The sequence below is a fragment of the Shewanella sp. VK101 genome (assembly GCF_056497865.1).
In genome coordinates this window covers 3411132-3435112 of the sequence record NZ_CM151402.1, presented here as the reverse complement: position 1 = coordinate 3435112, position 23981 = coordinate 3411132, and the positions used below count along the sequence as shown (strand labels likewise).

Below are 23981 nucleotides of genomic sequence, written 5' to 3'. Positions count from 1 at the left end.
CTGATTTTGGTTTACCCCGGCCCAGGTGGCCGGGGTATTTTTATGCCTGTTTTCAGGACGGAATCAAGCGCATAAAAAAGCCGCTCACGGGAGCGGCAGTTGATTCAATTTCAAGCCTGGCTTTGCGCGGCCACCCAGTTTTTTACTTCCTGCTCCAGTACATCCAGCGGCAAGGGGCCGTTTTGCAATACCAGGGTGTGGAAGGCGCGAATGTCGAAATGCTCACCCAGCGCCTCCTTGGCGTAGGCTCTAAGCGCAAGTATCTTGTTCATCCCCACCTTGTAAGCGGTTGCCTGCGAGGGCATAACTATGTGCCGCTCAACCATTTTTACTGCGTCAGATTCGGCATTGGGAGTGTTATCCATGTAATAGGCTATGGCTTGCTCTCGAGTCCATTTCTTGGCATGGATCCCGGTATCCACCACCAAACGGCAGGAGCGCCATAGCTCCATCGCCAATCTGCCAAAATCTGAGTAAGGATCGCTGTAAAGCCCCATCTCCTTGGGGAAGTACTCACTGTAAAGGCCCCAGCCCTCGATATAAGCCGTGTAAGAGCCGAAGCGACGGAAGCTGGGAAGTCCTTCCAGTTCCTGGGCTATGGCTATCTGCATGTGATGCCCGGGGATCCCTTCATGGTAGGCCAGTGCCTCCATCTGGTATTTGGGCATAGCCATTATGTCATAGAGGTTGGCATAGTAAGTTCCCGGGCGACTGCCATCGGCCGAGGGCTGGTTGTAGAAAGCCTTGCCGGCAGACTTCTCCCTGAAGGCTTCCACCTGTTTGACTATCAAAGGCGCTTTGGGCTTTACCTTGAACACTTCATCCAGGCGCGAGTTCATGTTATCGATAAGGGCGGTGGCCTCTCTCAGGTAGGCCCGGCGGCCGGCGTCATTGTCCGGGAAGTAGAAGCCCTCATTCTGGCGCATAAACTCGAAGAAGGCTTTGAGATCGCCCTTGAAGCCAACTTTGTCCATGATGGCGCGCATTTCGCCGTGGATCCTGGCGACTTCGTCCAGCCCTAATTGATGAATGCTATCGGCGCTCATCTCTGTGGTGGTGGTATTGGCCAGGGCATTGTTGTAGAAGGCGCTGCCGCTCGGGAATTTCCAGACACCATCTCTGCTGTCGGCCCGTTTTTCCAGGGTTTCGAGATAGGCAATCAGCTTTTGGTAAGCTGGCCTCAATTGTTCTTTGAGGGCGATGGTGGCTTGATCCAGCAGTTTGTCTCGGGTGTCTTCATCCAGCTTGAGTTTTGCCAACTTGCCCTTGAAGTCGGCCCAGATGGCGCTGTCCGGCTCACCATCAAACGGCGCGCCATGAATAATATTGCGACTGTCTGAAAGCACGTGGGGGAATACGAACTTGGGGGCGATTATGCCTTCCTCGGCGCGAACCTCGAGGGCGGTGATCAGCTGCTCAAACAGCTCAGGAACCCCGGCTATACGGCTGATATAGGCGCGGGCATCGGCTTCGTCGGCTATCGAGTGTTGGTTTATCAACAATGAAGGTACCAGCGAGTGAATGCCGTACATCTGGTTGACCGGGTAGTTGTAGTGGCGAAACTTATCATCGCGGATCTGGCGTTGCAGCTTGGCGGTCAACAGCTCCAGGCTCAACTTGCTCTGTGAGTCCAACTTTGTCGGATCCAGTAGCGACAAGCGCTCAAGCTGCTGCTTGGCGCGAGCAAGCGCGGCATCATCGGCCGCATCTCCCAGTGAGTCCCATTTGCCGTAATCTGTCTTGATACCAAGAAAGGTCTGCCGCACCGGGCTGGCGGCGACATCTTCGTTGAAGATGGCTTCAAACAGGGCGTTGGCTTTGGCGGATTCGGCCTTGATGACCTCTGGAGCCAGGTTTGATGCTTGGTTACTCTGCCCGGAGACAGAGGCTTGGGCGAGAAGGGGATAACTGCTGCTTAAAACGGCGCCAAGGGCCAGCGTCAACAGACTTTTTCTTATGGTTATAGGCATGGACAACTTCCTTTTTGCTTGGCAATGGCAGGCCGGATGACGATGGCCCGAGTTAGGAAAGACGCACAGAAACCGCGACTGCTATGGCTCATTTGCGTCTAAAGAAGTTTATCCTAATGGAATACGGTAACGTAAGGAAGGTGTGTACAAGCCCCATGTGTGCTCTGCGTTGGCTTACAGGCTTGGATGCAAGGCGTGATTCGCAGCGAATGGCAAGCCCTTTGCAAGAGTCACAACGCAGCAGACAGGTCTGTAAGACACGCCCTTTGGGGCTTCCACAGCAACAGGCTTTCGGCGTTATCCGACTTTGGCAGGCCCCGGCATGCCTTCAGTCAGATGCCTTGAATGCCAATTGCTGTGGAAGCCAGAGTGCCACGAGGGCTTATATACACCTTCCTTTGGCGTAAATGTTAGAAAATATTTCCTCTTGCTGCTTTCGCTTTGGCAGCAGCAAGAGGAGGCTAATAAGAGATGGAGTTAACAGAACTGCGACAGCAGATCGTTGACGAACATATGCCCCTTGTTGGTGAGCTTCCAGTAACCGGGAGTGATCTCCACCAGCCCGCGCTCGGCGGCCTGCTGCATGCCTTTATCCAGGGTGTTGGCCGCAACGCCGGTGCGCGCTTCAAATTCGCTCCAGGGGATGGGGCTCATCAGTCGCAGCCTGTTCATCAGGTACTCCAGCGCCCTGTCTTCCGGCAGCACGTCACTTACCTCAAATAGATAATCCTCTGTGGCCAAATAACCCTTTGGATGTTTTATCTTTACCGTGCGTACTATGCGGTCCTGCTCCGGTAGCGTCAGCTTGCCGTGGGCGCCGCAACCAATTCCCAGATAATCACCGAATTCCCAATAGTTGAGGTTATGGCGGCACTGAAAACCGGGTTTGGCGTAGGCGGATATTTCATACTGCTGGTAGCCAAGGGCCGCAAGTCTTTGCTGGCCCTGTTCATAGATGTGCCAAAGCGCTTCATCGTCCGGCAGCTGCGGCGGGCGCGAATGAAACAGGGTGTTTGGCTCTATGGTGAGCTGATACCAGGACAGGTGCGGAGGATTGAGCGCCGCCGCCGTGTCGATATCGGCCATGGCCTCTTCAAAGCTCTGGTTCGGCAGACCGTGCATCAGATCCAGGTTAAAGCTCTGGTATCCGGCTGCGGCAACGCCTTTGGCGGCGTTGACGGCTTCATCCTTGCCGTGAATTCGCCCCAGCAGGTTGAGCTTGTCTTTGGCAAAGCTCTGCACACCGATGGAGAGGCGAGTGACACCTGCGGCGCGGTAAGCGCTGAAGTCATCATGTTCCAGGGTGCCTGGGTTGGCCTCCATGGTGATCTCTATGTCATCGGCAAAGGCAATGCGCCGGTTCACGCCTTGCAGCAGCCTGCCTATCTGGGCAGCATCGAACAGGGAGGGGGTGCCGCCACCGATAAAGATGCTGTGCAGTTGCCGGCCTTGAACATAGTGCAGGTCGGCGTTGAGATCGCCAAGCAGGGCATCGACATATTCCTGCTGCGGCAGCTCACCCTGTTTTCCGTGAGAGTTGAAATCACAGTAAGGGCATTTCTGCACACACCAGGGAATATGAATATAGAGACTCAGCGGTGGCAGCGTCAGCATCAGCCGAGGATCCCCTGTTGTTTGAAGGCTTCAAGCAGCAATTTCAGCGCCTTGCCTCTGTGGCTGAGATGGTTCTTTTCATCACTGCTGAGCTCGGCGGCAGTTTGCTGGTAACCACAGGGAATGAATACGGGATCATAACCATGGCCATTGTCGCCCTTGGGTTCAAAACCTATTTCCCCTTCCCAGGCGGCCTGGCAGATGATGGGAGTCGGATCCTTGGCATGACGCATATACACAAGTACACACTGGAAACGGGCAGTTCGGGGGGCAGGCGTTGCCTCTATGGCGCCAAGCAGCTTGTTGTAGTTGCCTTCGGCCGTGGCGTTGGCACCACTGTAACGGGCGGAGTAGATGCCGGGAGCGCCGTCCAGAGCATCAACTTCGAGGCCTGAGTCATCGGCAATAGCGGGCAGGCCGGTGATTTCGGCGGCATGGCGCGCCTTGATAATGGCATTTTCAACAAAAGTGGTGCCGGTTTCCGCCACTTCAGGCACATCGAATTGGTTTTGTGGCAACACCTCAATATTGAAGGCGTTGAACATCTCGGCGAATTCTTTGAGTTTTCCCTTGTTGCCACTGGCAAGCACTATCTGTTTCATCTTGGATTTTCCTTATTTCGCAATGCCGGCAATAGTACCATTTTGCAGAAGAGTTTACTCACTCAGCGACAATGAAAAGGTGCGAAAGCAAGCAGAGTAGTGGAAGGTTTATCGGGGTAAATCGACATTGGCCTGCGCCAATCTGGTTTGAGCCCTAATGGCTGTTGTCGTTTCTCTAAGTCGGCGGTCAATACCCACTCGGGCGGCCATAAAAACGCCGCTCATTCGGCGGCGCTCTATTGACGGAATGTGCTGCTCAATCGACGTAGAATTTCTGTTTGAACGCCAGAGTGGTGTTGAGCTCGTTGCCGTGTTTTATCAGGATTTGAAAGTTGATCTCCTGATCGTCGCGATAGGGCACCTCGGCAATATAGTAGATGGCATCACCCTCGCGAATTTCGCGGAATTTCAACTGCATTCTGGCATCGATAAGATTGTTGGCCAGGCCGGATATCTCGACCGGTACTGCCGGATTGCCCTCTTCACTGGTATCCAATACGGCGATATTGATGATACCCGTGTAACGGCTGCGTTCTATGCCGTAGCTCTTGGCGATGGATGGCGTCAAAAAGGTGCTGCCCAGCGCCATATAGTGAATATCGAACTGGCCGACGGTCTGCTTCTGTTCGGCTTGGGCGACACCGGCCAGAGAGCCGAAACACAAAAGCAGGGTCAAAAATTTGCGCAACATAATGCTTTACCTGAGGTTAAGTGTGTTGAATTGATTATAGTCCCTTGTCTGCTGCCATGGCATCAGAGCAAGGCCTCGATTTCTGCGGGCAATATCTTGGGCGACTCAATACGCACCTGCTTGTGGCGGCCCAGTTCTCCCTTGACTATGGCTATCTGCCCCTTGGGCACCTTGAAGGCCTTGGACAGATACTTGGTCAGGTGGGCGTTGGCCTTGCCGTCCACAGGTGGCGCGGTAATGGCCACCTTGAACTCTTCACCATGCAGGCCAACCAGTTGATCCCGGCTGGCCTTGGGCTGGATATAGAGATTGAGCAGCAGATCCTGCTGCTCCCAGCTAACAGCTTTCATCAAGCGATGGCCCAGAAAGGAATCGTCTTGGCCAACAGTATGTTGACGAAATTCATCAATACCATCAGCACTAGCAGCGACAAGTCCAGCCCGCCCATGGGCGGCAGGAAGCGGCGAATGGGCGCCAGCAGTGGCTCGGTCAACTGCATCATCACATATTCAATCGGGTTGCGCCCCTGGCTGACCCAACTGAGGATAGCGCGGATGATCAGGATCCAGAACAGCAATACCCCGGCCTTTTTGAACAAGGACACCAGGGCAAAAATCAAGGTTGCAACCAGGTTGAAATCCTCGCCCGCCATCAGAGTCAGCAAGAGTATTTTGGCGACTACCACCAGCAGTGCCAGCACCACAGAGGCCGTATCCAGACTACCTATGGAGGGCAGTATCCGCCGCATGGGCGCCACAATAGGATGGGTGGCTTTGACGATAAACTGGCTGAAGGGGTTATAAAAATCTGCCCGCACCAGCTGCAGCCAGATCCTCAGTATGACTACCATAAAATAGAGGTCGAATACGACTGTAATCAGGTAAATCAATGCTTCATTCATGAAAAGTTTCGCCCTTGGGTCGTTTAGAATTCTTTGGCCATGGCTTCAGCCCTGGCAATACAGTTATTCATTGCTTGCTTGATCAGTCCCTTGAGATCACTTCGCTGGAAGGTTTCCACCGCCTCATGGGTGGTACCGCCCTTGGAGGTGACATTCTGCCGCAGTTGGCCGGCGCTCAGCTGAGGATTTTGAATCACCATCTGTGAGGCACCCAGCGCCGCCTGCTGCACCAGTAACCTGGCCTTGGATTCATCCAGCCCCAGCTCTTTGGCCGCATCCATCATGCCTTCCATAAACAGGAAAAAATAGGCCGGAGAGCTGCCCGCCAAGGCGATCACCAAATTGAGTTCCGCTTCTTTGTCTACCCACAGGGTCTCGCCGCCACTGGCCATAATCTGCTGGCAAAGATCTTTATCCGCCTGCTCAACCCCACTTGCGGCATAAAGGCCTGTCATGCCATAGCCAAGTTGGGTTGGGGTGTTGGGCATGGTGCGGATAAGCTTAATCTGCTGGCCGAAGTAGTCATTGTATCTGGCGGCCGGGATCCCTGCCGCTATGGTAATAAACAGTTTGTCGGCCAGCGGCAGTGTTGCCAGTTGCTCACACACCTGCTGCATCAGTTGCGGTTTGACCGACAGCACTATGATATCGGCCCAGTCACAGGCGGCTTGGTTGTCTGTGGTGGTGAGGATGCCGAAATCGCGCTTGAGGGCATCGAGTTTACCTGTGCTTGGGTTGCTGGCCTGGATCAATTCAGCCGGATAACCGCTGCCCACCAGCCCGCTGATGATACTGCGGCTCATATTGCCGGCGCCGATAAAACAGATTTTCTTTTGAGCCATGCTGTCCCCTGTCACTTGTGATTGGAGTGTATCCCGCATCGGGTTTGACCGTGCGGGAGATATTAGTATTTGGGCCAATACTATCAAAAACAAGGTCTCAGCGGCCAATCTCAGATCTTATTGACTGGTTTATCAGCCGTAGTTCCGCTCGCCGAAAATAGCGCTACCGACTCTGACCATGGTAGAGCCCTTGGCTATGGCGAGCTCAAGATCCTGACTCATACCCATGGACAGGGTATCCACCTGTGGAAACTTGAGCTTCAGCTCGGCAAACAGTTGCTGCATGTGCGACAGCTCCGCCTCAAGCCTTGGGCCTTCACCGGCACTGGGAATTGTCATCAGTCCCCTGAGTTTGAGGTTGGGCAATGAGTCCACCAGGCTTGCCAACTGAAACATCTCGCTCTGTGTTGCTATTCCTGCTTTGGAATCTTCACCCGAAACATTGATTTGGATGCAGATTTCCAGTGGTGGCATGCCTTCTGGGCGCTGCTCCGACAGGCGGCGGGCAATTTTTTCCCGCTCCAGGGTGTGCATCCAATGGAAGTGCTCGGCGACAATTCTTGATTTATTGGATTGCAGCGGGCCGATAAAGTGCCATTCTATATCGGGACAGCGCTGCGCCAGTTCCATGGCTTTCTGTTGCCCCTCCTGGACATAGTTTTCGCCAAAGCAACGTTGCCCGGCGGCATAAGCTTGTTCAATGTCGGCGACCGGCTTGGTCTTGCTGACAGCCAGCAGCTTGATCTCGCTTGCATTTCGGGACGAAATTTGCGCCGCTTGAGCTATCCTGCGCTGGGCTAGTGCCAGTCTGTCTGCTATTGTTGTCATGATGTAAACTTTTTGGTTGAACGGATATCCCAAACTATGGAAATCACTGAATTATTGGCCTTTAGTGTAAAGCATAACGCTTCGGATCTGCACCTGTCGGCCGGTGTGCCTCCCATGATACGCGTCGACGGCGAGGTCAGAAAGATTAATGTCCCTGCGCTTGATCACCAAGGGGTTCACAGACTTGTCTACGACATAATGAATGACAAGCAGCGTAAGGATTATGAAGAGTTTCTGGAAATCGACTTTTCCTTTGAAGTTCCCAATCTGGCGCGTTTTCGTGTCAATGCCTTCAATCAGTCCCGCGGCGCCGCCGCGGTTTTTCGTACTATTCCCAGCGACATTTTGACTTTGGAACAACTGGGCGCGCCGGAAATCTTCAAGAAAATTGCTTCATATCCTCGCGGCCTGGTGTTGGTAACCGGCCCCACAGGTTCGGGTAAGAGTACCACCCTGGCGGCGATGATAGATTACGTCAATGAGAACCGCCACGATCATATTCTCACCATTGAAGACCCTATCGAATTTGTGCACCAAAACAAGCAATGTCTTATCAACCAGCGGGAAGTGCACCGCCATACCCACAGCTTTAACGCTGCCCTCAGAAGTGCCCTGCGTGAAGACCCGGATGTCATCTTGGTCGGTGAGATGCGGGATTTGGAAACCATACGCCTGGCGATGACCGCGGCAGAAACCGGCCACTTGGTGTTCGGTACCTTGCACACCACCTCGGCGGCCAAGACCATTGACCGTGTGGTTGACGTATTCCCCGCAGGCGAGAAAGACATGGTGCGTACCATGTTGTCTGAGTCGTTGCAGGCGGTTATCTCCCAGACCCTGATCAAGAAAGTTGGCGGCGGCCGGGTGGCGGCCCATGAGATCATGATGGGAACCCCGGCTATCCGAAACCTTATCCGTGAGGACAAGGTGGCACAGATGTATTCTGCTATCCAAACCGGTATGGCCCATGGCATGCAAACTTTGGAGCAGAGCCTGCAGAACCTGGTGAATCGAGGCTTGATCAGTCGGGAAGATGCCATGGCCAAGAGCTCCAACAAACAAGCGAATTTCTAAGGAGTTCCCATGGAAGTCAGACCTTTTCTCAAGGCTATGGTGGATCGTAAGGCCTCGGATCTCTTTATTACCGCCGCCTTTCCTCCCAGTGCCAAGGTGGACGGTGAGCTCAGGCCGCTGGCGGAAAACGCCTTTACCCCGGCGCAGTCGCTGGAGTTTGTTGAGTCTTTGATGACGCCGGAGCAGAAAAAGGAGTTTCACGAGACCCGCGAATGTAACTTTGCCGTGGGCGCCAAGGAGTTGGGGCGTTTCCGGGTCAGTGCCTTCTGGCAACGGGAGTCGGCGGGCTGCGTGATGCGGCGTATCGAAACCAAGATCCCTACTGTGGAGCAGCTGTACCTGCCGCCCATTCTCAAAGACTTAGTAATGAGCAAGCGCGGATTGGTGATCATGGTAGGGGGAACCGGTACGGGTAAGTCCACCTCGCTGGCGGCACTTATCGGTTACCGTAATGCCAATGCCAGGGGACACATACTCACCATCGAAGATCCGGTGGAATTTGTTCACCAACACGGCAAGAGCATTATCACCCAGCGGGAAGTGGGTATAGATACCGAGTCGTTTGATGCGGCGCTCAAGAGCTCATTGCGCCAGGCGCCGGACGTTATCCTTATCGGTGAAATCCGTACCCAGGAAACCATGGAGTTTGCCCTGTCGTTCGCCGAAACCGGCCACTTGTGTATGGCAACCCTGCACGCCAACAACGCCAACCAGGCGCTGGATCGCATCATGCACCTGGTGCCAGAGAGTAAGCACCAACAACTGCTATTTGACCTGTCGCTTAACTTGCGCGGTATTGTGGCCCAGCAGTTGGTGCCCAAGGTGGACGGCAGCGGCCGGCGCGCCGCCATCGAAGTGCTTATCAACACCCCCAGGGTGGCCAGTCTTATTCAAAAGAACGAGCTGCACGTGCTCAAGGACACCATGGCCAAGTCCAACGAGCAGGGGATGCAAACCTTCGACCAGGCGCTGTTCAAGCTCTACTGTGAAGGAGAGATCAGCTACGCCGATGCACTGCATCATGCCGACTCACCTAACGACCTGCGACTCATGATTAAACTCCACAGCAATGACACCGGCAATTCAGGTTTCATGGAGGGAGTTACCCTGGATATGGATTAGTGGGAAAGCACTGCAAAAGGCGTCGGAATGACGCCTTTTTTGTTTGTATTGAGTGGATTGTTCGAAAAAGAGCTATCTTTTTGTTATTGTGTTGCGCCTGTTTTGTGAAAAGGATGGAAGGGGAATGCAATTGCAGCAAACCACTTTATTTTCAGCTTTGGGTCTGGCTCTGGCCGGTTGTTTCACTCTGCCGGCCGCGGCCGTGCCGGTTTCCGACGAGCTGGATATCGGCGGGGCGGTACGAGTCAACTATGGCTGGAAAGACTATGATGACGATGCCAAGTTGGAGTTCGAGCTGTTTCGCGCCGATGTCAAATACGATAACGGAGAACTGTTCGCGTCGGCTCAGTACCGCTGGTATCAGGATCAGGATGTGATCCAGCATGCCTTCTTTGGCTATCGCTTTTCAGAAAACTCGGACATTCGCCTCGGGGTCACCCAGGTGCCTTTCGGTTTGCTGCCCTATGCGGCTCATTCCTTCTGGTTCGGCGCGACTTATTATCTCGGCTTTGAAGACGACTATGATGCCGGTGTTCACTGGCAGTACAACAAGGACGGCTGGCGCTACGATCTCGCCTGGTTTGCCAATGATGAATATGGCGACGGTAGCCGCTTCAAGCGCTATTCCTTCGATGTCGCCACCACAGAAAACGCCCCCTATGAAGAGGCAGGGCAGTTTAACGCCAGAGTCGAGCGCAGCCTGAAGTATGGCGAGTTTGCCCATAAACTGGGCGCTTCTGTGCAATATAGCCGTTTGGACTACAAGCCAATGGCCGGCGCCGTTGCCGGTGAAGACACAGATGGCTTGGCGGTAGCAGCCCATTGGCAAATGGATTGGCACGCCTGGCAGACTCAGGTGCAGTATCTGCATTATGACTATGACATGCCAGGCGAGCGTTTGGCACTGTCGGCCTTTGCCTACCCGTTTGAGATAGCGGCCGAGGCCGATGTGCTCACATTTAACCTTTCGCGCACCATAGATGTTGATTGGGGCCCTATCACTCAGCTCAACTGTTATAACGACTACAGCCAGGTATTTGCCTCGGGTACCGGGTTGGATGATTCGGTGCAGAATGTCACAGGATGCGCCATCAGCGCCGGTAAGTTTTACTCCTACGTGGACTGGATCGCCGGTAAAAACATGTGGTTTGTCAACGGCCCCGGCATAGGTATTGCCGAAGGCGACAGCAGCTGGCATTCAAGGCTGAATATCAATGTTGGCTTCTACTTTTAACGGCTGAAGCTGGTAAGAATAAAAACAAATGGAGGTGTTATGGTGAAGGTGTTCAAGCCCTTGGCAAGATTGAATTTAACCGGGCCTGCATTGAAGAGGCTGGCTTTTACAGCATTGGCTTTAGCGCCCACGGCGGCTTTTGCCGGTCAGTGCCCCGATTACCTCAATATCAAGTTGAGAAAGCTCCATTCCCAGGAGTCTGTCGACCTATGTGAACTCACCCAAGGTAAACCTGTGCTTCTGGTCAATACCGCCAGCAATTGTGGTTTTACGCCTCAATTCAAAGCGCTTGAAGCCCTGCATAAGGACTACCGCGAGCGCGGGCTGGTGGTGATAGGTTTCCCATCCGATGACTTCTTCCAGGAAGAAAACCAAGAGAAGGATACCGCCAAGGTGTGCTACATCAACTATGGCGTGACCTTTACCATGGTGGCTACCTCTGCGGTTCGTGGCAGTGATGTGAACCCGGTATTTGCCTATCTGGGGCAGCAGGCCGGCGCGCCCAAGTGGAACTTCTACAAGTACCTAGTCAGTGGCGACGGTAAACAGGTGCAGAGCTTTAACTCCAGAGTCAAACCCGATAGTGATGAATTGATCAAAGCGATTGAATCTGTGCTTTAATATCTGACTTATTCGTTTTCTATCTGAGGTGATTTTGGCTAAGTTTATCGGTCTTGATAAAGACAAGGGCCACGCCGGGCGTGGTAAAACCGGGATATTGCTGTTGAATCTGGGGACGCCGGACGCACCGACACCCGCGGCGGTGCGGCGTTATCTGGCCGAATTTCTCTCCGATCCCAGGGTGGTGGAGATCCCCAAGGCGCTGTGGAAGCTTATTCTCCATGGCATTATTCTCAGGGTCAGGCCGGCCAAATCGGCGGCCCTTTACCGTGAGGTGTGGACTGATAAGGGCTCGCCACTGATGGATATCAGTGAGCGCCAGACCCAGGCCTTGGCAGAAAAACTCAAGGCCGAAGGCGTTGAAGCCGAAGTTGCCTTGGCGATGCGTTACGGCAACCCGGCGGTGGGCGATGTGCTCAAACGCCTGCACAATCAAGGGGTCGATAAACTGGTTGTGCTGCCGCTCTATCCTCAATATGCCGGCCCTACCACGGGCTCTGCATTTGATGCCATAGCCAAAGAGTTGACTCAATGGCGTTACCTGCCGTCGCTGCACTTTATCCATACCTACCACGATAATCCGCTGTTTATCGAGGCGCTGGCCGAGTCCATCGAAGTAGACTTTGCCCAACACGGCAAACCGCAGAAATTGGTGCTGTCGTACCATGGTATGCCGGAGCGGAATCTCAAGCTGGGCGACCCTTACTACTGCTTCTGTATCAAGACCTCAAGATTGTTGGTCGAGCGTCTTGGGCTGGCAGAGGATGATGTGATCAGTAGCTTCCAGTCCCGTTTCGGCAAGGCCAAATGGCTGGGCCCTTACACGGATGAAACCATGATGGCTCTGCCAAAGCAGGGGATCACAGATGTAGCCGTTGCCTGTCCTGCATTCAGCGCCGACTGCCTGGAAACTCTGGAGGAGATTGCCGGGCAGAACCGTGAGTTTTTCGAACAGGCCGGTGGTAAGTCATTCCGCTATATAGCGGCGCTCAACGACAGACCGCGCCATATAGAGATGATGGCGGAGTTGGTTCGTCCCTATCTGTAAGCATTCTTCCTCCCCCCTAATCAGGGCTGCAGTCCGGCAGCCCTGCCAACAATATTTGACACTGCTGTTCTTTGCGGATCGCTTCGCTGCCCTTGTTGCCTGCCACGCTATGCCTTAGCTTGGCAAGTTGAATGTTAATTTATGGTTAACAATACAAGAATAAGGATAAGGCATCATGGATCGCGAGCAGATATATGCCAGCATGGCCGGAGAGGGTCGACTGGATTATGAAAAGTACCTCAATACTCCCAAATTGCTCAGCTGCCAGAAGCCCTATGAGCAACTGTGTAACGCCGATGAGTTGCAGTTTCAAATAGTGCATCAGTCGGAGGAGTTGTGGATGAAGCTCATCTGCTACACCCTGCTGGAGATTGATGAGCGTATGGCCGCAGGGGAGACCTTCAAGGTGTTGACCCTGTTTGCCAGGGTACATAAGGCGATGGGGTTTCTTATCGAGCAACTGAGTATTCTCGACACTATGTCTATCAAGGATTATCAGGCCATTCGACTGCAACTGGGCAACGGCAGCGGTCAGGAATCACCGGGATTCAGAACCCTGTTGCAGCTTTATAAGCCGCTGTGGCTCACCTTTGAGCGAGTCTACCTTGAGCAAAAGGGGCTGACGGTCGAGCAGATATACAACAGTGAATACCGTCATGATGAAAGCTATATGGTGGCCGAGGCCATGATAGAGTACGACCAGCTGTTTCAGCACTTCCGTTACCATCACATCAAACTCATCCACAGAAGCATAGGCATAGACAGCATGTCGCTGAAGGGGCGCAGCACTGAAATCCTTAACTCAGGTATGAAGATGCAGTTTTTCCCTAAACTGTGGCAAATTCGCGGTCAGATGACAGATATCTGGGGCGGTGTTTACGGTGTCAAACGCGACTCGATTGCCGACTGAGGAGCCTGGAATGTCGTTGAAATCGCGTTTTCATCTGCCCGAAGGGCACTATTTTTTGTCCCACTCAGTGGGCGCCATGCCAAAGGGCTGCGAAGCTGCGGCCAGCGAGTTTCTCGGCGCCTGGAAGCATCAAGGCGGTGACGCCTGGCCTGTGTGGCTCGAGGGGGTTGAGCAGTTTTTGCAGCAACTTGCGGCTTTGACCCGAGTTCCCACCAGTGGCTTTTGCCCGCAGCTGAATCTCTCTTCGGCTTTATCCAAGCTGGTCGGCGCCCTGCCGAATGCCAAGCCCGGTCAGCGGATCTTGGCCACTGAACTGGATTTCCCCTCCATGGGGTTTGTACTGCAACAGGCCGAGAAGAAGGGCTACCGCCTGCAGCTGCTTGAGCCGCAAGCCGGGCTGGTGTCTTTGAGTCAGTGGCAACAGGCCTTGGGAGAGGATGTGGCGCTGGCCTTTATCACCCATGCCATTTCCGAAACCGGTCAGTTGCAGTCTGTGAGTGAAATTTGCGCTCTGGCCCGAAGCTTAGGAGTAATGACTGTGGTGGACATTGCCCAGTCTCTCGGAGTCATACCGATAGATTTGGGGCAGTGGCAGGCTGATGCTGTCTTGGGTTCCTGCGTTAAATGGTGTTGTGCTGGCCCGGGGGCGGCCTTTTTATGGCTCAGCGATAGGTTGGCCCAGACGCTGGAGCCTGTGGATCTGGGATGGTTCTCCCATGAGGCGCCGTTTGAGTTCGATATCCATGATTTTCGCTATGCCAAGGGAGCAAAAAGGTTTTGGGGGGGCACGCCTTCCGTATTGCCTTACATGCTGGCAGCGGCGTCACTGCAGCAGCTGCGCGCTTTCGGCGATAGTCAAATTTATCAACACAATCAGCGCCTGGGGCAGGGGATCCTGGATTGTGCCCTGAGTCATGAACTCAAGGTGGTAACGCCCAATATCAGCGGCGAGCGCAGTGGCACTGTGGTACTCGATTTCGCCGATAGGCAGGCGGCGCAGCAAGTGTTCAACAGATTGGGGATCAAGACAGACTTGCGCCCAAGATTTGGCTTTCGCTTTTCGCCGCATATCTATACCGATGGTGAGGATATGGAGGTTTTGCTGCAGGGGCTCAGACAGTTGGCTGGCAAAAGGCCCTGATCGCTTGGGGGCAGGGTCTAGGGCCGATCCAGATGGGACTCATTCCTGAGGAAGCCGAAATAAGATTGGACCAGCTGCGGCTTGAACTCCCCGGGAGTCTTTAAGCCGCTGAAGTTTCAGTACTGGTTCTCGAAATAGCTTTCGATGATCAGCACAGCAGAGACGGCATCGATCTGGCCCTTGGTCAGCGCCTTGAAGCCACCGAGTTCAAATAATCTGGCCTTGGCATCGGCCGTGGTCAGGCGTTCATCCTGGGTGGCCACCTTGACACCGAAACGCCCGGCAATACGGTTGGCAAACTTACGGGCTCTCTGGGTCATCTCCTGCTCTGTGCCATCCATATTGAGTGGCAGTCCCACCACCACGAGATCCGGTTGCCACTCTTCGATTAAAGCCGCTATCTGCTGCCAATCGGGAATACCATCCACTGCCTTGATGGATGTCAGTGGGCTGGCACTGCCGGTCAACTGCTGACCTATGGCTATGCCTATGCTCTTAGTGCCGAAATCGAAGCCCAGTACGGTTTTTGCAGTCATTTTGCCTCTGTAATCAAGCGTGTCCCATCTGGCTGGACATTTGCCAGATATCGAATCCCAGTGATTGGGTGGCCTTGAGCCAGCGATGCTCATGGGGAGTATTGAACAGTATCTCGGGTGTGGCGGGAATGGTCAGCCAGCTGTTTTCCGCCAGTTCCTGCTCCAGCTGGTGGCGGCTCCAACCAGCGTATCCCAGCGCCACCAGAAAATGCTCCGGCGCCTTTGAGGTGCCAAGAGAGGTGAGAATATCCCGTGAGCTGGTCAGCATAATCTCGTCATTGATGGCAGTGCTGTTGGCCCAATAGGGTTGACTGCTGTGCAGTACAAAGCCCCGCTCCGGGTTCACCGGACCGCCTACCAGTACGCTGTTGTCTATTGAAGGCTTGAGAGATACCTCTTCTGCCAGCTCCATCTGCAGCAGTAACTCATCAACCTCAATGCCTATGGGACGATTGACCATGAGTCCCATGGCACCCTTGCTGTCGTGCTCGCACACATAGATGAGCGAACGCTCGAAGAAAGTATCATCGAGCGAAGGCATGGCGATAAGAAAATGATTTTGCAAACTGTCCATCATACTGCTCCTGGTACTTGTTGCCTGTCAGCCGCCGGCCAGCTTCACCTTGTAGCCCAGCTTCTCCAGCAGGCCCTGGATTTGCTCACGATTGTCGGTCTGGATCTCGATGTCGAACGCTTTTACCGTGCCGCCGCAACCGCATTGCTTCTTGAGTTTTTGTGCCAGTTCTTTCAGCGCCTTGGCGTCCAGTCCCAGCCCCTTGATTACTGAAACACCTTTGCCTTTGCGGCCTTTGCTGTCCTTGTGGATCCGGACTATACCATCGGATGTCGGGACTGTGGCTTGTTCCTTGGGCTGGCTAATACGGCCTTTGTCGGTACTGTATACCAAACTGACATTGGGATCTGTTTTCATTGTTGATGCTGATCTATGGCTTATGGGCGCAGTCTAGCAGATTTAACCTAAGCGCCCAATGGCTTGCTCCAAGCCGCTGAAATCAAAAAAAAGCCACCATTAAGGTGGCTGGTAAAAAACTGAAATTGTGCAGGGAACAATATCAGCCACCGGCTTGGACGCCGGCAATCACAAGAAGATGTCAGGAAAGCAGTATTCCGCCAAGCACTGCCACCACAGATAAAAAGGCGCAGGGCAGCATCAGTATTCTTAGCTTGGGCACCAGTAGTGTCAGTGTCGTCAGGACGAAGCCGAAAGCGGCCAGATCAAAAGGTGAAATCTGTTGCTCGACCAATCTGGCACCGAGCCAACCGAGAATGAGCAGCGGCAGGATAAGCAAACGCCTGGCTTGATTGATGCTGCCTATTCCGGCCAGTTCCTGCGCCTGTTGCAGCAGAGAATTTCGAGTCAGCAAAACGCCACTGGCAATAATAAAGAATGCGAGATACCAAAGCATGAGTCATTCACCATTTAATCTACATGATAATCATTATCATTTGGTGCTATACTGAAGTCAAGCTGAATCGGTAAACTAAATTTTGTTAAATTCGGTTGTAGAGCAGAAGATTGAAATGTAAGCTGATTTCATGGGTTTTTATGGCCGTTTCCTGGCCTGGGTAAACGAGGAAATTTCGATGAAGTATCTGATAACAGCCGCAATGGCACTGATGCTAAGTGCTTGCAGTACACTGAATACTGGCTGGGATTATGACCCGGGTGTGAACTTCAGCCAGTACAAGAGTTATGCCTGGGTGGAAAAGCAATCCGAAGACACCAGCTATCATCTGGATGGTTTGATGGATCAGCGAGTACGTGATGCCTTGGATCGGCAGTTGGCACAAAAGGGCCTGCAGATTGCTACCAAGGAAAACGCCGATATCCTGGTTAATTATCTGACCAAGGTAGACAAGAAAATCAATGTCGACACTTTCAACACCAACTATGGTTACAACCCATATTGGGGGCCGGGCTGGGGCTGGGGCGGCAATATGCAGACCCAAACCACAGTACGCGAATATGAAGTCGGTACCTTGATTGTGGATCTGGTCGACGCCAAGTCCGGCAAGCTCATCTGGCGTGGCTCAGTGGCTGACACTATTCGCGATAGCGATACTCCGCAAAAGCGAATTGCCAAGGTTAACGAGGCGGTAGCCAGTGTAATGAGCAACTTCCCGCCCAAGGTGGAAAAATAACCTCTGATCCACACGGGCACAATGTGGGAATTCAACATTGGAATAAAGCGGCATAAAGCCGCTTTATTGTTTTTTAAGCAGTTCACGCAGTAGTTGCCGCATTCTGACATTGACTCTGGAGACCTGACTGGCCGATGACTGGAGTACATCCACATTGGCTTGCCAGCCACCTACTTCAAAATCCAGCTTTACGGCCTGTAATTCCCCCTTACTCATTGCTTCCTGAGCCAAAGGCTTTGGCAGCAGTGCCCAACCAAACCCTTGTTTGGCCAGCTCCAACAGGACGTAATAGTTGTCGGCAAACCAAACATCCGGCGAGTGCACCTGATCGAACCAGAAATTACTCGAGTATTTGCTGCCTATGACCAGTTGTCTGTGCAGTTTGAGAATATCCGTATGCATGGCACGTATCTCGGCCAAGGGGTGTTTGGGGCTGACCAGTAACTCAAAAGTCACAGTGCCTATGGTTTCAAAGTCCAGAGTTTCGGGGTAAACCGGTTCACTGAACAGCAGGCCCAAAGTGGCTTTGCCTTCCTTGACCAGAGCAATCACATCTTTGCTCGAGGCGCACAGCAAACTCAGGCAAATTTGCGGAAACTCCTGTTCCAGTTGTCTGAGCAGATCGCCGAGGCGGTTGTAGGGGATCCCTTCATCAACCGCCAGAATCACTTCCATTGATGTGTCACTGCCTAAACCGGATACCTGTTGAGCCAATCTGCGGTGCTGAGCCAACACGGCTTTGGCGTAGGGCAACAGGTGATGCCCAGCCGCGGTCAGTTGGGGATAACGACCGCTGCGGTCAAAGAGTTGTAGCCCGGTATCCAGCTCCAGATTCATTATCTGCTGGCTAATACCGGATTGCACTTTACCCAGTTGTCTGGCGGCGGCTGAAAAGGAGCCCGTCTCGACACTGGCGACAAAAGCTTCTAATTGTTCTGTGGTTAACATATCACTATTGGTGATGGTATCTAACTTTTAGGTATCTTGATGATAGATGATAATCCGCGGCCTGTTAATCAGAATGGAAATAAGCATGACTATTCAAGAACGTATTTTTCAGGCGCTGCTATTCGAAGCCATAGCCCTTATTCTATTAATCCCGGTTGCCTCCTGGGCCACAGGCAGCGCAGTGGGCACCATGGCAGGCGTGAGTGTTTTCTTAAGTTTGTGTGCCATTGTGTGGAACTACTTGTACAACCTGGGGTTTGACCGGCTTTATGGCAATAACCGTGATGCCCGTGGTATTGGGCTCAGGTTATTGCATACCCTGGGGTTTGAAGGCGGACTCATTCTGGTGACGGTTCCCGCTATTGCTTGGGCGCTGGAAACCAGCTTGCTCAACGCTTTCTTTATCGAGGCCGGTATTCTGGTGTTCTTCTTTTGCTACAACCCTTTGTTTAACTGGTTCTATGACAGTTTACGGCTCAAGTATGTCGGCCCATATCAGCAAGGTGTTTAATAAAAAGGCAACTATATGTAGGAGGTTTCTGCTGTAGTAGCGACTCTTTACCGCAGATACTGGTTTATCTTGGCTAAAATTACAGACGATTATACAATGCGTTAGCCGGTGACCTGTGACTTGGCGCACTAAAGCCAAGTGAACCGGCGGCGGATTGTGTTCTGCCTGGAACTCATCTATACAGATGAAGGATTGATAGTTAGGGAGGCCTGAGTGAACCGTTATTTGGGCTTGGCGGGGTTTATTCCTCTGCTGTTGCTGAGCAGCGCTGTACTTGCCTGGGAAGATTCAGACGGTGATGGTGTCCCTGACGCTAAAGATGCCTGTCCCGATACCCCGGCACAGGTAGCTGTGAGCGCCAATGGTTGTGTCTTGGACAAGGCCGTCTCCCTGACAGATATCTGTTTACCGACAACGTCAGGTGGTGTCTATCCCCCAAAATGCGGTACAGCCAACCCAGTAAGGCTGTATTTTGACTTGGGTTCGGCGCAGATCCCCCTGGCTCAGTGGCCGCAACTTGCCAGAATGAAAGCTTTTCTTCATCAATATAAGGTAAACTTGTGCATTGAAGGACATGCCGACATCAGCGGTTCAGATGCCATAAATCAACCTTTGTCTGAAGCCAGGGCCGAAAGTGCCAAAATGGTACTGATTGAAGATTATGGTTTTCCGGGGGCGCAATTCAGTACCCGCGGATATGGCAGTAAGCAGCCTGCCGCCGATAATACCAGTGTCTCGGGTCGCAGCCTTAACCGTAGGGTTGAGTTTGTGGTCGATTTAAAAAAGTAAGTTAAATAAGGTTTTTAAGGGAGTATTTCAATGGAAAATCTCGAAGGGCTGTTCAAACAAGCGCCCGAGTTAATCGCGGCCTATGGCATCAAGATACTGCTTGCCATTGTCATTTTCTTTGTCGGTAAGTATCTGTCCAATGTGGCCAAGAAAGTCACGGCTAAAATGTTGGGCAAGCGCAAGATAGATCAGACAGTGGTTTCCTTCGTCGCCAACATGGCTTGGGCCGTGGTGTTTGTATTTACCGTTATCGCTACCTTGGGGCAGCTAGGCATTCAGACTGCCTCTCTGGTTGCAGTTCTCGGTGCCGCTGGTTTGGCTGTGGGCTTGGCGCTGCAGGGCTCACTGTCCAACTTTGCCGCCGGTGTCTTGATGGTACTGTTCCGCCCTTGTCGTGTGGGTGACTATGTTGAAGCCGCAGGTGTTGCCGGTACTGTAGATGAAATCACCATCTTCTCTACCCGTCTGAAAACGCCGGACAACAAGGTCATCATAGTGCCCAACTCCACTATCATGAATGGTAGCATCACCAACTATTCTGCTATGGACAAGCGCCGTATCGATCTGGTGATTGGGGTTTCTTACGATGCCGATATCCGTCATACCAAGCAAATACTGACAAGCATTCTCGATAACCACGAGAAAGTGCTGAAAGAGCCTGGCTATACTGTGGGTCTGCACACACTGGCTGACTCTTCGGTTAACTATGTGGTTCGCCCTTGGGTGAAGTCCGCTGATTACTGGGGGGTCTACTTCGAACTGATGGAGCAGATTAAACAGTCTCTGGACGAAAACGGCATTGGCATTCCATATCCTCAGATGGATCTGCATGTCAAAGAGCTGCCTTCCAAGTAAGTTCAGCTTTGGACAAAGACCGGCAGATGCCGGTCTTTTTTTACCTGTATTCTGACAATGGGTTATATTAGCCAGGATGAATTTGAACCAGAATTGATGGAGAAAACTATGTTGAAACTGACAAAGTGGAGCGCCGTGTGTGTATTGGCCTTGGCGAGCGCCTCGGCTATGGCGACAGAAGGGAAAGTGGCAGCCGAAGTCAAAATGGGCGGCCAGAGTGTCACCTTGATGGGTAGGTTGCCCGAGCTTAACCAGCTTGCACCAGGGTTTAAGGTGGTGGATGACAAGTTTGCCCCAGTGACTTTAAGTGACTTCAAGGGTAAGACTGTACTTATCAGCGCGGTTCCCAGTCTGGATACCGGCGTCTGTGCCCTGCAGACCAAGAGATTCAATAAGGAGTTCAGCAAGTTTGATGATTCAGTGATCATGTTGACCGTCAGTGAGGACTTACCCTTTGCCCAGAAACGTTTCTGCAAGGTGGAGAATGTCGATAAAATCAAGGTATTATCAGACTCAGTCTGGCGTGATTTTGGTAATAAATATGGTTTGTTGATCCCTAACCGAGGCTTGCTGGCCAGAGCGATATTTATTATAGATGCCAATGGCCAGCTCAAGTACCGTGAGCTGGTGGCAGATGTGTCTCACCATCCTGATTACGACGCGGCGCTCAAGGCCTTGAGCGAAATCAGCAAGGGCTGAATGTGAAAACGCCTGCTTGTGTGCCGGCGTTTTCAGTTTTAGAGGGCTACCTGCTCACTTAGTCCAGATGTGGATCTGAGCCGGTTTGGTAGTCGAAGGTTGGCATGGCCCAGTGATACTTGATGGCCAGCATCCGCAAACTGAAACCCAGAGTGAGACACAGGCTAAGATTGATCCATTCGGCCAGTTGCCACTGCGACAAAAATACATAGAGCCCTGCAGTGATGATGGAGATCACTGCGTACAGCTCCTTGCGAAAGATCAGCGGCATCTGATTACAGAGAATGTCGCGAATAATACCGCCGAAAACCCCGGTAACCACCCCCATTACCACAGCCACTACGGGACTGAAACCCAGCAGCAGGGTCTTTTGGGCTCCGACAATGGAAAACACAGCCAGGCCAAGGGCATCGATTGCCAGAAACAGCTTTGACAGGTAACGCATTACAGGGGCAATTATCACAGTCAACAGTGAAGCAAAGCCGATAGCCACCAGATAATGCCAGTTTTCTACCCAGATCAGCGGGTAGTTACCCAATAGCATGTCTCTGAGCGTGCCGCCGCCTATGGCGGTAGCGCACCCCACAATTACCACGCCAAAGAGATCCATCTGTTTTTTACCCGCCGCCAATGCGCCGGTCATTGCTTCGGCCAGTACACCAATCAGCCAAAGTATGGCGATAAACTGAGCTTCTTGCATAATATTCGCATCAAAATAACAAAGGATCAGAATCCTGCCGGAAAATACCGCAGTTTAACAGTGATTTTATTTAAATTTTTGGATTAGTTTTATTTATGGTTGATTATTGTTTGTTGTTCATTGTTTGTGTATTTTTATGATTTTAAATGGTTTTATTTTTTATCTGGTATGAGGATTACTGATTAATGTGTACACTTGTCTTTCTCTCGTTTTGTTTGGGCTGTTTGGGGGTGTCAATTTGGTAAAAAGTCCAGTTATTTAGCTTTGCTCTCCTGGTGCTGTACAGTCAAGCCGAGCGGCGCTAGAGTGTTTTGGCCCCATGTATCTTAATGCGGGGCAACTGGATGTGATATGGGGGAGAGATGATAGATTTCAGAAGCGATACCGTGACCCAACCTACTGCCGCGATGCGCCAGGCCATGGCGGCCGCGCAGGTAGGCGATGACGTCTACGGAGATGACCCGACGGTTAACCGCCTGGAAGCCATGGCCGCCGAGATGTTCGGCTTTGACAGTGCCTTGTTTACCAGCTCGGGCACTCAGGCCAACCTGTTGGCACTCATGTCCCACTGCGAGCGGGGCGATGAATACCTGTGTGGCCAACAAGCCCACAATTACAAGTTTGAAGGCGGTGGCGCGGCCGTGTTAGGCAGTATTCAGCCTCAACCACTGAATAATCAGGCCGACGGTAGCATAGCGCTCGAAAATATTCGTGCTGCCATCAAACCCGATGATTTTCACTTTGCCCGCACTCGTCTATTAAGCCTGGAAAACACCATAGGTGGAAAGATATTGCCGCAGGAATATCTGGCCAGGGCGCAGCAGCTGGCCTTCAATCACGGTTTGAAAATCCATCTCGATGGTGCCCGGGTGGCCAATGCCGCCGTGGCGCAAGGACTGGAGATAGCCGATATAACCCAATATTTCGACTCGGTATCCATCTGTCTCTCCAAGGGGTTGGCGGCGCCGGTTGGCTCTTTATTACTCGGGGATGAACGGCTTATTCATAAGGCGCGTCGCTGGCGGAAGATGCTGGGTGGCGGGATGCGCCAGGCCGGGATCCTGGCAGCTGCAGCTGAGTTGGCCTTGACTGAGCAGGTGGCGCGTTTGGCGGAAGATCACGCCAATGCCAAGGCTTTGGCCGAAGGTTTGAGTCAGTTGGATGAGCTGGCACTGGATATGAGCCAGGTACAAACCAATATGGTGTTTGCCACTTTGGCCGATGAAGTGGATATTGAAGCTCTGGTCAAAGGCTTGTTGCAGGAAGGAGTGCGTATCAGCGGCGCTCGGCAACTACGCCTGGTGACTCACAAAGATATCAGCGCTGCCGATATCGATAAGACTCTGCAGGCCTTCAAGCGGGTGCTCAGCTAGGTTTGAGCACGGTCCATTACGGTGCAGCAGGAGTGATCCTGGTGCATCGCAATGGCATTTATGAACACAAGTGTGGTGTAACTTATTGAATTATATTGATTGAATGTTTGGCGTCCAATTTGCTTTAGTTCAAGTGAGAATTCCAATCACAGGCGAATGCGAGGACGCAAACATGAAATACTACAGTCGGCGTTTGGTTAAACACGAACATCTCAACCCGGCGGGAGCCTTGTTCGGTGGACAGTTGATGAGCTGGATCGATGAGGAAGCGGCCATCTTCGCCGCATGCCAGATGAAGAGTGTCAGCCATGTGACCAAGCTTATCTCGGAAATCAACTTTATGACCCCGGCCAAGCTTGGGGATGTGATTGAATTTGGCCTTGAGCTTATCAGCCTGGGGCATACTTCCATCACCATTCGCTGCGAAGTGCGCAATAAACTGAATTTGGCGCCTATTGTCAGCATTGACAAGATGGTCTTCGTCAATGTGAATGAAGCCGGCTTGCCCGTGCCTCACGGTATGCGGGCCAATGCCGCCTGATAACTCTGATGTTTGAATGCGCTTGCCAACCAGGCTGAGCTTTGCCCGGTTGGCTGGCGCGCTCAGTCTTTCAATTCTTCCTTGACCGATTTGGCGGCATCACGGGAGGCGTGGCCGATTTCACGGGTCACATCCCGGGTGGTGTGGCCTATCTCCTTGGTCACGTCTCTGGTGGTATGGCCTATGGTACGGCCGGTTTCCTTGAGCTCGGCACAGGCGCCAAGACTGAGTAATGCAGCAAGAAGCAGTAATGTTTTCATCATTTTAT

29 protein-coding genes are annotated in these 23981 nt (G+C 52.6%); 14 read left to right on the top strand and 15 right to left on the bottom strand.

Annotation, left to right across the window (positions count from 1 at the left end):
* Nucleotides 1–110: 110 nt before the first annotated feature.
* From ACSHSR_RS15295 to ACSHSR_RS15260, 8 genes are all read right to left on the bottom strand, one after another.
* The gene (locus tag ACSHSR_RS15295; protein ID WP_479630887.1) at nt 111–1970 is read right to left on the bottom strand and encodes a DUF885 domain-containing protein; all 1860 of its coding nucleotides are present in this window, start codon (nt 1968–1970) and stop codon (nt 111–113) included.
* A 477-nt stretch (nt 1971–2447) separates the two neighbouring features.
* Complete coding sequence (gene hemW, locus ACSHSR_RS15290) at nt 2448–3584, bottom strand: radical SAM family heme chaperone HemW (RefSeq protein WP_208172111.1); 1137 nt, start codon at nt 3582–3584, stop codon at nt 2448–2450.
* A complete protein-coding gene (gene rdgB / locus ACSHSR_RS15285) occupies nt 3584–4186 on the bottom strand; it encodes an RdgB/HAM1 family non-canonical purine NTP pyrophosphatase (RefSeq protein ID WP_025009467.1) in 603 nt (200 codons plus the stop codon). Before rdgB ends, hemW begins: the two co-directional genes overlap by 1 nt.
* A gap of 256 nt (nt 4187–4442) precedes the next feature.
* Nucleotides 4443–4877: a DUF4426 domain-containing protein gene (locus tag ACSHSR_RS15280; protein WP_071237903.1), complete on the bottom strand. Its 435-nt coding sequence runs from the start codon at nt 4875–4877 to the stop codon at nt 4443–4445.
* Nucleotides 4878–4939: 62 nt separating this feature from the next.
* On the bottom strand, nt 4940–5227 hold the full coding sequence (gene yggU, locus ACSHSR_RS15275) for a DUF167 family protein YggU (protein ID WP_037436422.1): 288 nt from the start codon (nt 5225–5227) through the stop codon (nt 4940–4942).
* Nucleotides 5227–5778, bottom strand: a complete 552-nt coding sequence (locus ACSHSR_RS15270) for a YggT family protein (RefSeq protein WP_044733985.1) — start codon at nt 5776–5778, stop codon at nt 5227–5229. Before ACSHSR_RS15270 ends, yggU begins: the two co-directional genes overlap by 1 nt.
* 23 nt (nt 5779–5801) lie before the next feature.
* Entirely contained in the window at nt 5802–6620 is an 819-nt protein-coding gene (gene proC / locus ACSHSR_RS15265) for a pyrroline-5-carboxylate reductase (RefSeq protein WP_146508522.1), read from the bottom strand.
* Between the two features lie 132 nt (nt 6621–6752).
* Complete coding sequence (locus tag ACSHSR_RS15260; protein WP_144220311.1) at nt 6753–7448, bottom strand: YggS family pyridoxal phosphate-dependent enzyme; 696 nt, start codon at nt 7446–7448, stop codon at nt 6753–6755.
* Between the two features lie 36 nt (nt 7449–7484).
* Between ACSHSR_RS15260 and ACSHSR_RS15255 the strand changes: the two genes are divergently transcribed.
* The 7 genes from ACSHSR_RS15255 to ACSHSR_RS15225 all read left to right on the top strand — a co-directional run bounded on the left by ACSHSR_RS15255 (nt 7485) and on the right by ACSHSR_RS15225 (nt 14598).
* Nucleotides 7485–8522: a type IV pilus twitching motility protein PilT gene (locus ACSHSR_RS15255; RefSeq protein ID WP_025009461.1), complete on the top strand. Its 1038-nt coding sequence runs from the start codon at nt 7485–7487 to the stop codon at nt 8520–8522.
* A 9-nt stretch (nt 8523–8531) separates the two neighbouring features.
* On the top strand, nt 8532–9644 hold the full coding sequence (locus tag ACSHSR_RS15250; RefSeq protein ID WP_025887558.1) for a PilT/PilU family type 4a pilus ATPase: 1113 nt from the start codon (nt 8532–8534) through the stop codon (nt 9642–9644).
* 124 nt (nt 9645–9768) lie between these two features.
* Complete coding sequence (locus ACSHSR_RS15245) at nt 9769–10878, top strand: hypothetical protein (protein WP_144166379.1); 1110 nt, start codon at nt 9769–9771, stop codon at nt 10876–10878.
* A 39-nt stretch (nt 10879–10917) separates the two neighbouring features.
* A complete protein-coding gene (locus ACSHSR_RS15240) occupies nt 10918–11499 on the top strand; it encodes a glutathione peroxidase (protein WP_096141504.1) in 582 nt (193 codons plus the stop codon).
* A gap of 34 nt (nt 11500–11533) precedes the next feature.
* Nucleotides 11534–12547: a ferrochelatase gene (hemH, locus tag ACSHSR_RS15235; protein ID WP_025009459.1), complete on the top strand. Its 1014-nt coding sequence runs from the start codon at nt 11534–11536 to the stop codon at nt 12545–12547.
* A 175-nt stretch (nt 12548–12722) separates the two neighbouring features.
* On the top strand, nt 12723–13457 hold the full coding sequence (locus tag ACSHSR_RS15230) for a tryptophan 2,3-dioxygenase family protein (RefSeq protein WP_071237900.1): 735 nt from the start codon (nt 12723–12725) through the stop codon (nt 13455–13457).
* 10 nt (nt 13458–13467) lie between these two features.
* Nucleotides 13468–14598: an aminotransferase class V-fold PLP-dependent enzyme gene (locus tag ACSHSR_RS15225; protein ID WP_123115954.1), complete on the top strand. Its 1131-nt coding sequence runs from the start codon at nt 13468–13470 to the stop codon at nt 14596–14598.
* A gap of 116 nt (nt 14599–14714) precedes the next feature.
* On the opposite strand, the gene ruvX is transcribed toward ACSHSR_RS15225, so the two are convergent.
* The 4 genes from ruvX to ACSHSR_RS15205 form a co-directional block, all read right to left on the bottom strand.
* Nucleotides 14715–15134, bottom strand: a complete 420-nt coding sequence (gene ruvX, locus ACSHSR_RS15220) for a Holliday junction resolvase RuvX (RefSeq protein ID WP_025009458.1) — start codon at nt 15132–15134, stop codon at nt 14715–14717.
* Nucleotides 15135–15147: 13 nt separating this feature from the next.
* Nucleotides 15148–15708, bottom strand: coding sequence for a YqgE/AlgH family protein (locus ACSHSR_RS15215; RefSeq protein ID WP_062793315.1), 561 nt, complete (start codon nt 15706–15708; stop codon nt 15148–15150).
* Between the two features lie 27 nt (nt 15709–15735).
* Nucleotides 15736–16065 (bottom strand): stress response translation initiation inhibitor YciH, encoded by a 330-nt coding sequence (gene yciH, locus ACSHSR_RS15210; RefSeq protein WP_101059075.1) that lies wholly within the window; start codon nt 16063–16065, stop codon nt 15736–15738.
* Between the two features lie 181 nt (nt 16066–16246).
* The gene (locus tag ACSHSR_RS15205) at nt 16247–16561 is read right to left on the bottom strand and encodes a hypothetical protein (protein WP_025009456.1); all 315 of its coding nucleotides are present in this window, start codon (nt 16559–16561) and stop codon (nt 16247–16249) included.
* Nucleotides 16562–16739: 178 nt separating this feature from the next.
* On the opposite strand from ACSHSR_RS15205, the gene ACSHSR_RS15200 reads away from it, so the two are divergent.
* Nucleotides 16740–17297, top strand: a complete 558-nt coding sequence (locus ACSHSR_RS15200; RefSeq protein ID WP_025009455.1) for a DUF4136 domain-containing protein — start codon at nt 16740–16742, stop codon at nt 17295–17297.
* A 63-nt stretch (nt 17298–17360) separates the two neighbouring features.
* Here the strand turns inward: ACSHSR_RS15200 and ACSHSR_RS15195 are convergent, their stop codons facing one another.
* Nucleotides 17361–18245, bottom strand: coding sequence for a LysR family transcriptional regulator (locus ACSHSR_RS15195; protein ID WP_117200440.1), 885 nt, complete (start codon nt 18243–18245; stop codon nt 17361–17363).
* 85 nt (nt 18246–18330) lie between these two features.
* On the opposite strand from ACSHSR_RS15195, the gene ACSHSR_RS15190 reads away from it, so the two are divergent.
* The 4 genes from ACSHSR_RS15190 (at nt 18331) to tpx (ending at nt 21099) form a co-directional block, all read left to right on the top strand.
* Nucleotides 18331–18756, top strand: coding sequence for a PACE efflux transporter (locus tag ACSHSR_RS15190; RefSeq protein WP_117200441.1), 426 nt, complete (start codon nt 18331–18333; stop codon nt 18754–18756).
* A 213-nt stretch (nt 18757–18969) separates the two neighbouring features.
* Nucleotides 18970–19545 (top strand): OmpA family protein, encoded by a 576-nt coding sequence (locus ACSHSR_RS15185; RefSeq protein WP_117200442.1) that lies wholly within the window; start codon nt 18970–18972, stop codon nt 19543–19545.
* A 30-nt stretch (nt 19546–19575) separates the two neighbouring features.
* Nucleotides 19576–20400 (top strand): mechanosensitive ion channel family protein, encoded by an 825-nt coding sequence (locus ACSHSR_RS15180; protein ID WP_025009451.1) that lies wholly within the window; start codon nt 19576–19578, stop codon nt 20398–20400.
* Between the two features lie 108 nt (nt 20401–20508).
* Nucleotides 20509–21099 carry a thiol peroxidase gene (gene tpx / locus ACSHSR_RS15175; protein ID WP_028779035.1) on the top strand — a complete coding sequence of 197 codons (591 nt, stop codon included), beginning with the start codon at nt 20509–20511 and terminating at the stop codon, nt 21097–21099.
* A 58-nt stretch (nt 21100–21157) separates the two neighbouring features.
* Here tpx and ACSHSR_RS15170 read toward each other — a convergent pair whose 3' ends face one another.
* The gene (locus tag ACSHSR_RS15170; protein ID WP_025887582.1) at nt 21158–21799 is read right to left on the bottom strand and encodes a trimeric intracellular cation channel family protein; all 642 of its coding nucleotides are present in this window, start codon (nt 21797–21799) and stop codon (nt 21158–21160) included.
* Between the two features lie 362 nt (nt 21800–22161).
* On the opposite strand from ACSHSR_RS15170, the gene ltaE reads away from it, so the two are divergent.
* Nucleotides 22162–23172: a low-specificity L-threonine aldolase gene (ltaE, locus tag ACSHSR_RS15165; protein ID WP_479630886.1), complete on the top strand. Its 1011-nt coding sequence runs from the start codon at nt 22162–22164 to the stop codon at nt 23170–23172.
* A 172-nt stretch (nt 23173–23344) separates the two neighbouring features.
* The gene (locus ACSHSR_RS15160) at nt 23345–23713 is read left to right on the top strand and encodes an acyl-CoA thioesterase (protein WP_025009448.1); all 369 of its coding nucleotides are present in this window, start codon (nt 23345–23347) and stop codon (nt 23711–23713) included.
* A 62-nt stretch (nt 23714–23775) separates the two neighbouring features.
* Here the strand turns inward: ACSHSR_RS15160 and ACSHSR_RS15155 are convergent, their stop codons facing one another.
* Nucleotides 23776–23976: a hypothetical protein gene (locus ACSHSR_RS15155; protein WP_025009447.1), complete on the bottom strand. Its 201-nt coding sequence runs from the start codon at nt 23974–23976 to the stop codon at nt 23776–23778.
* Nucleotides 23977–23981 lie beyond the last annotated feature (5 nt).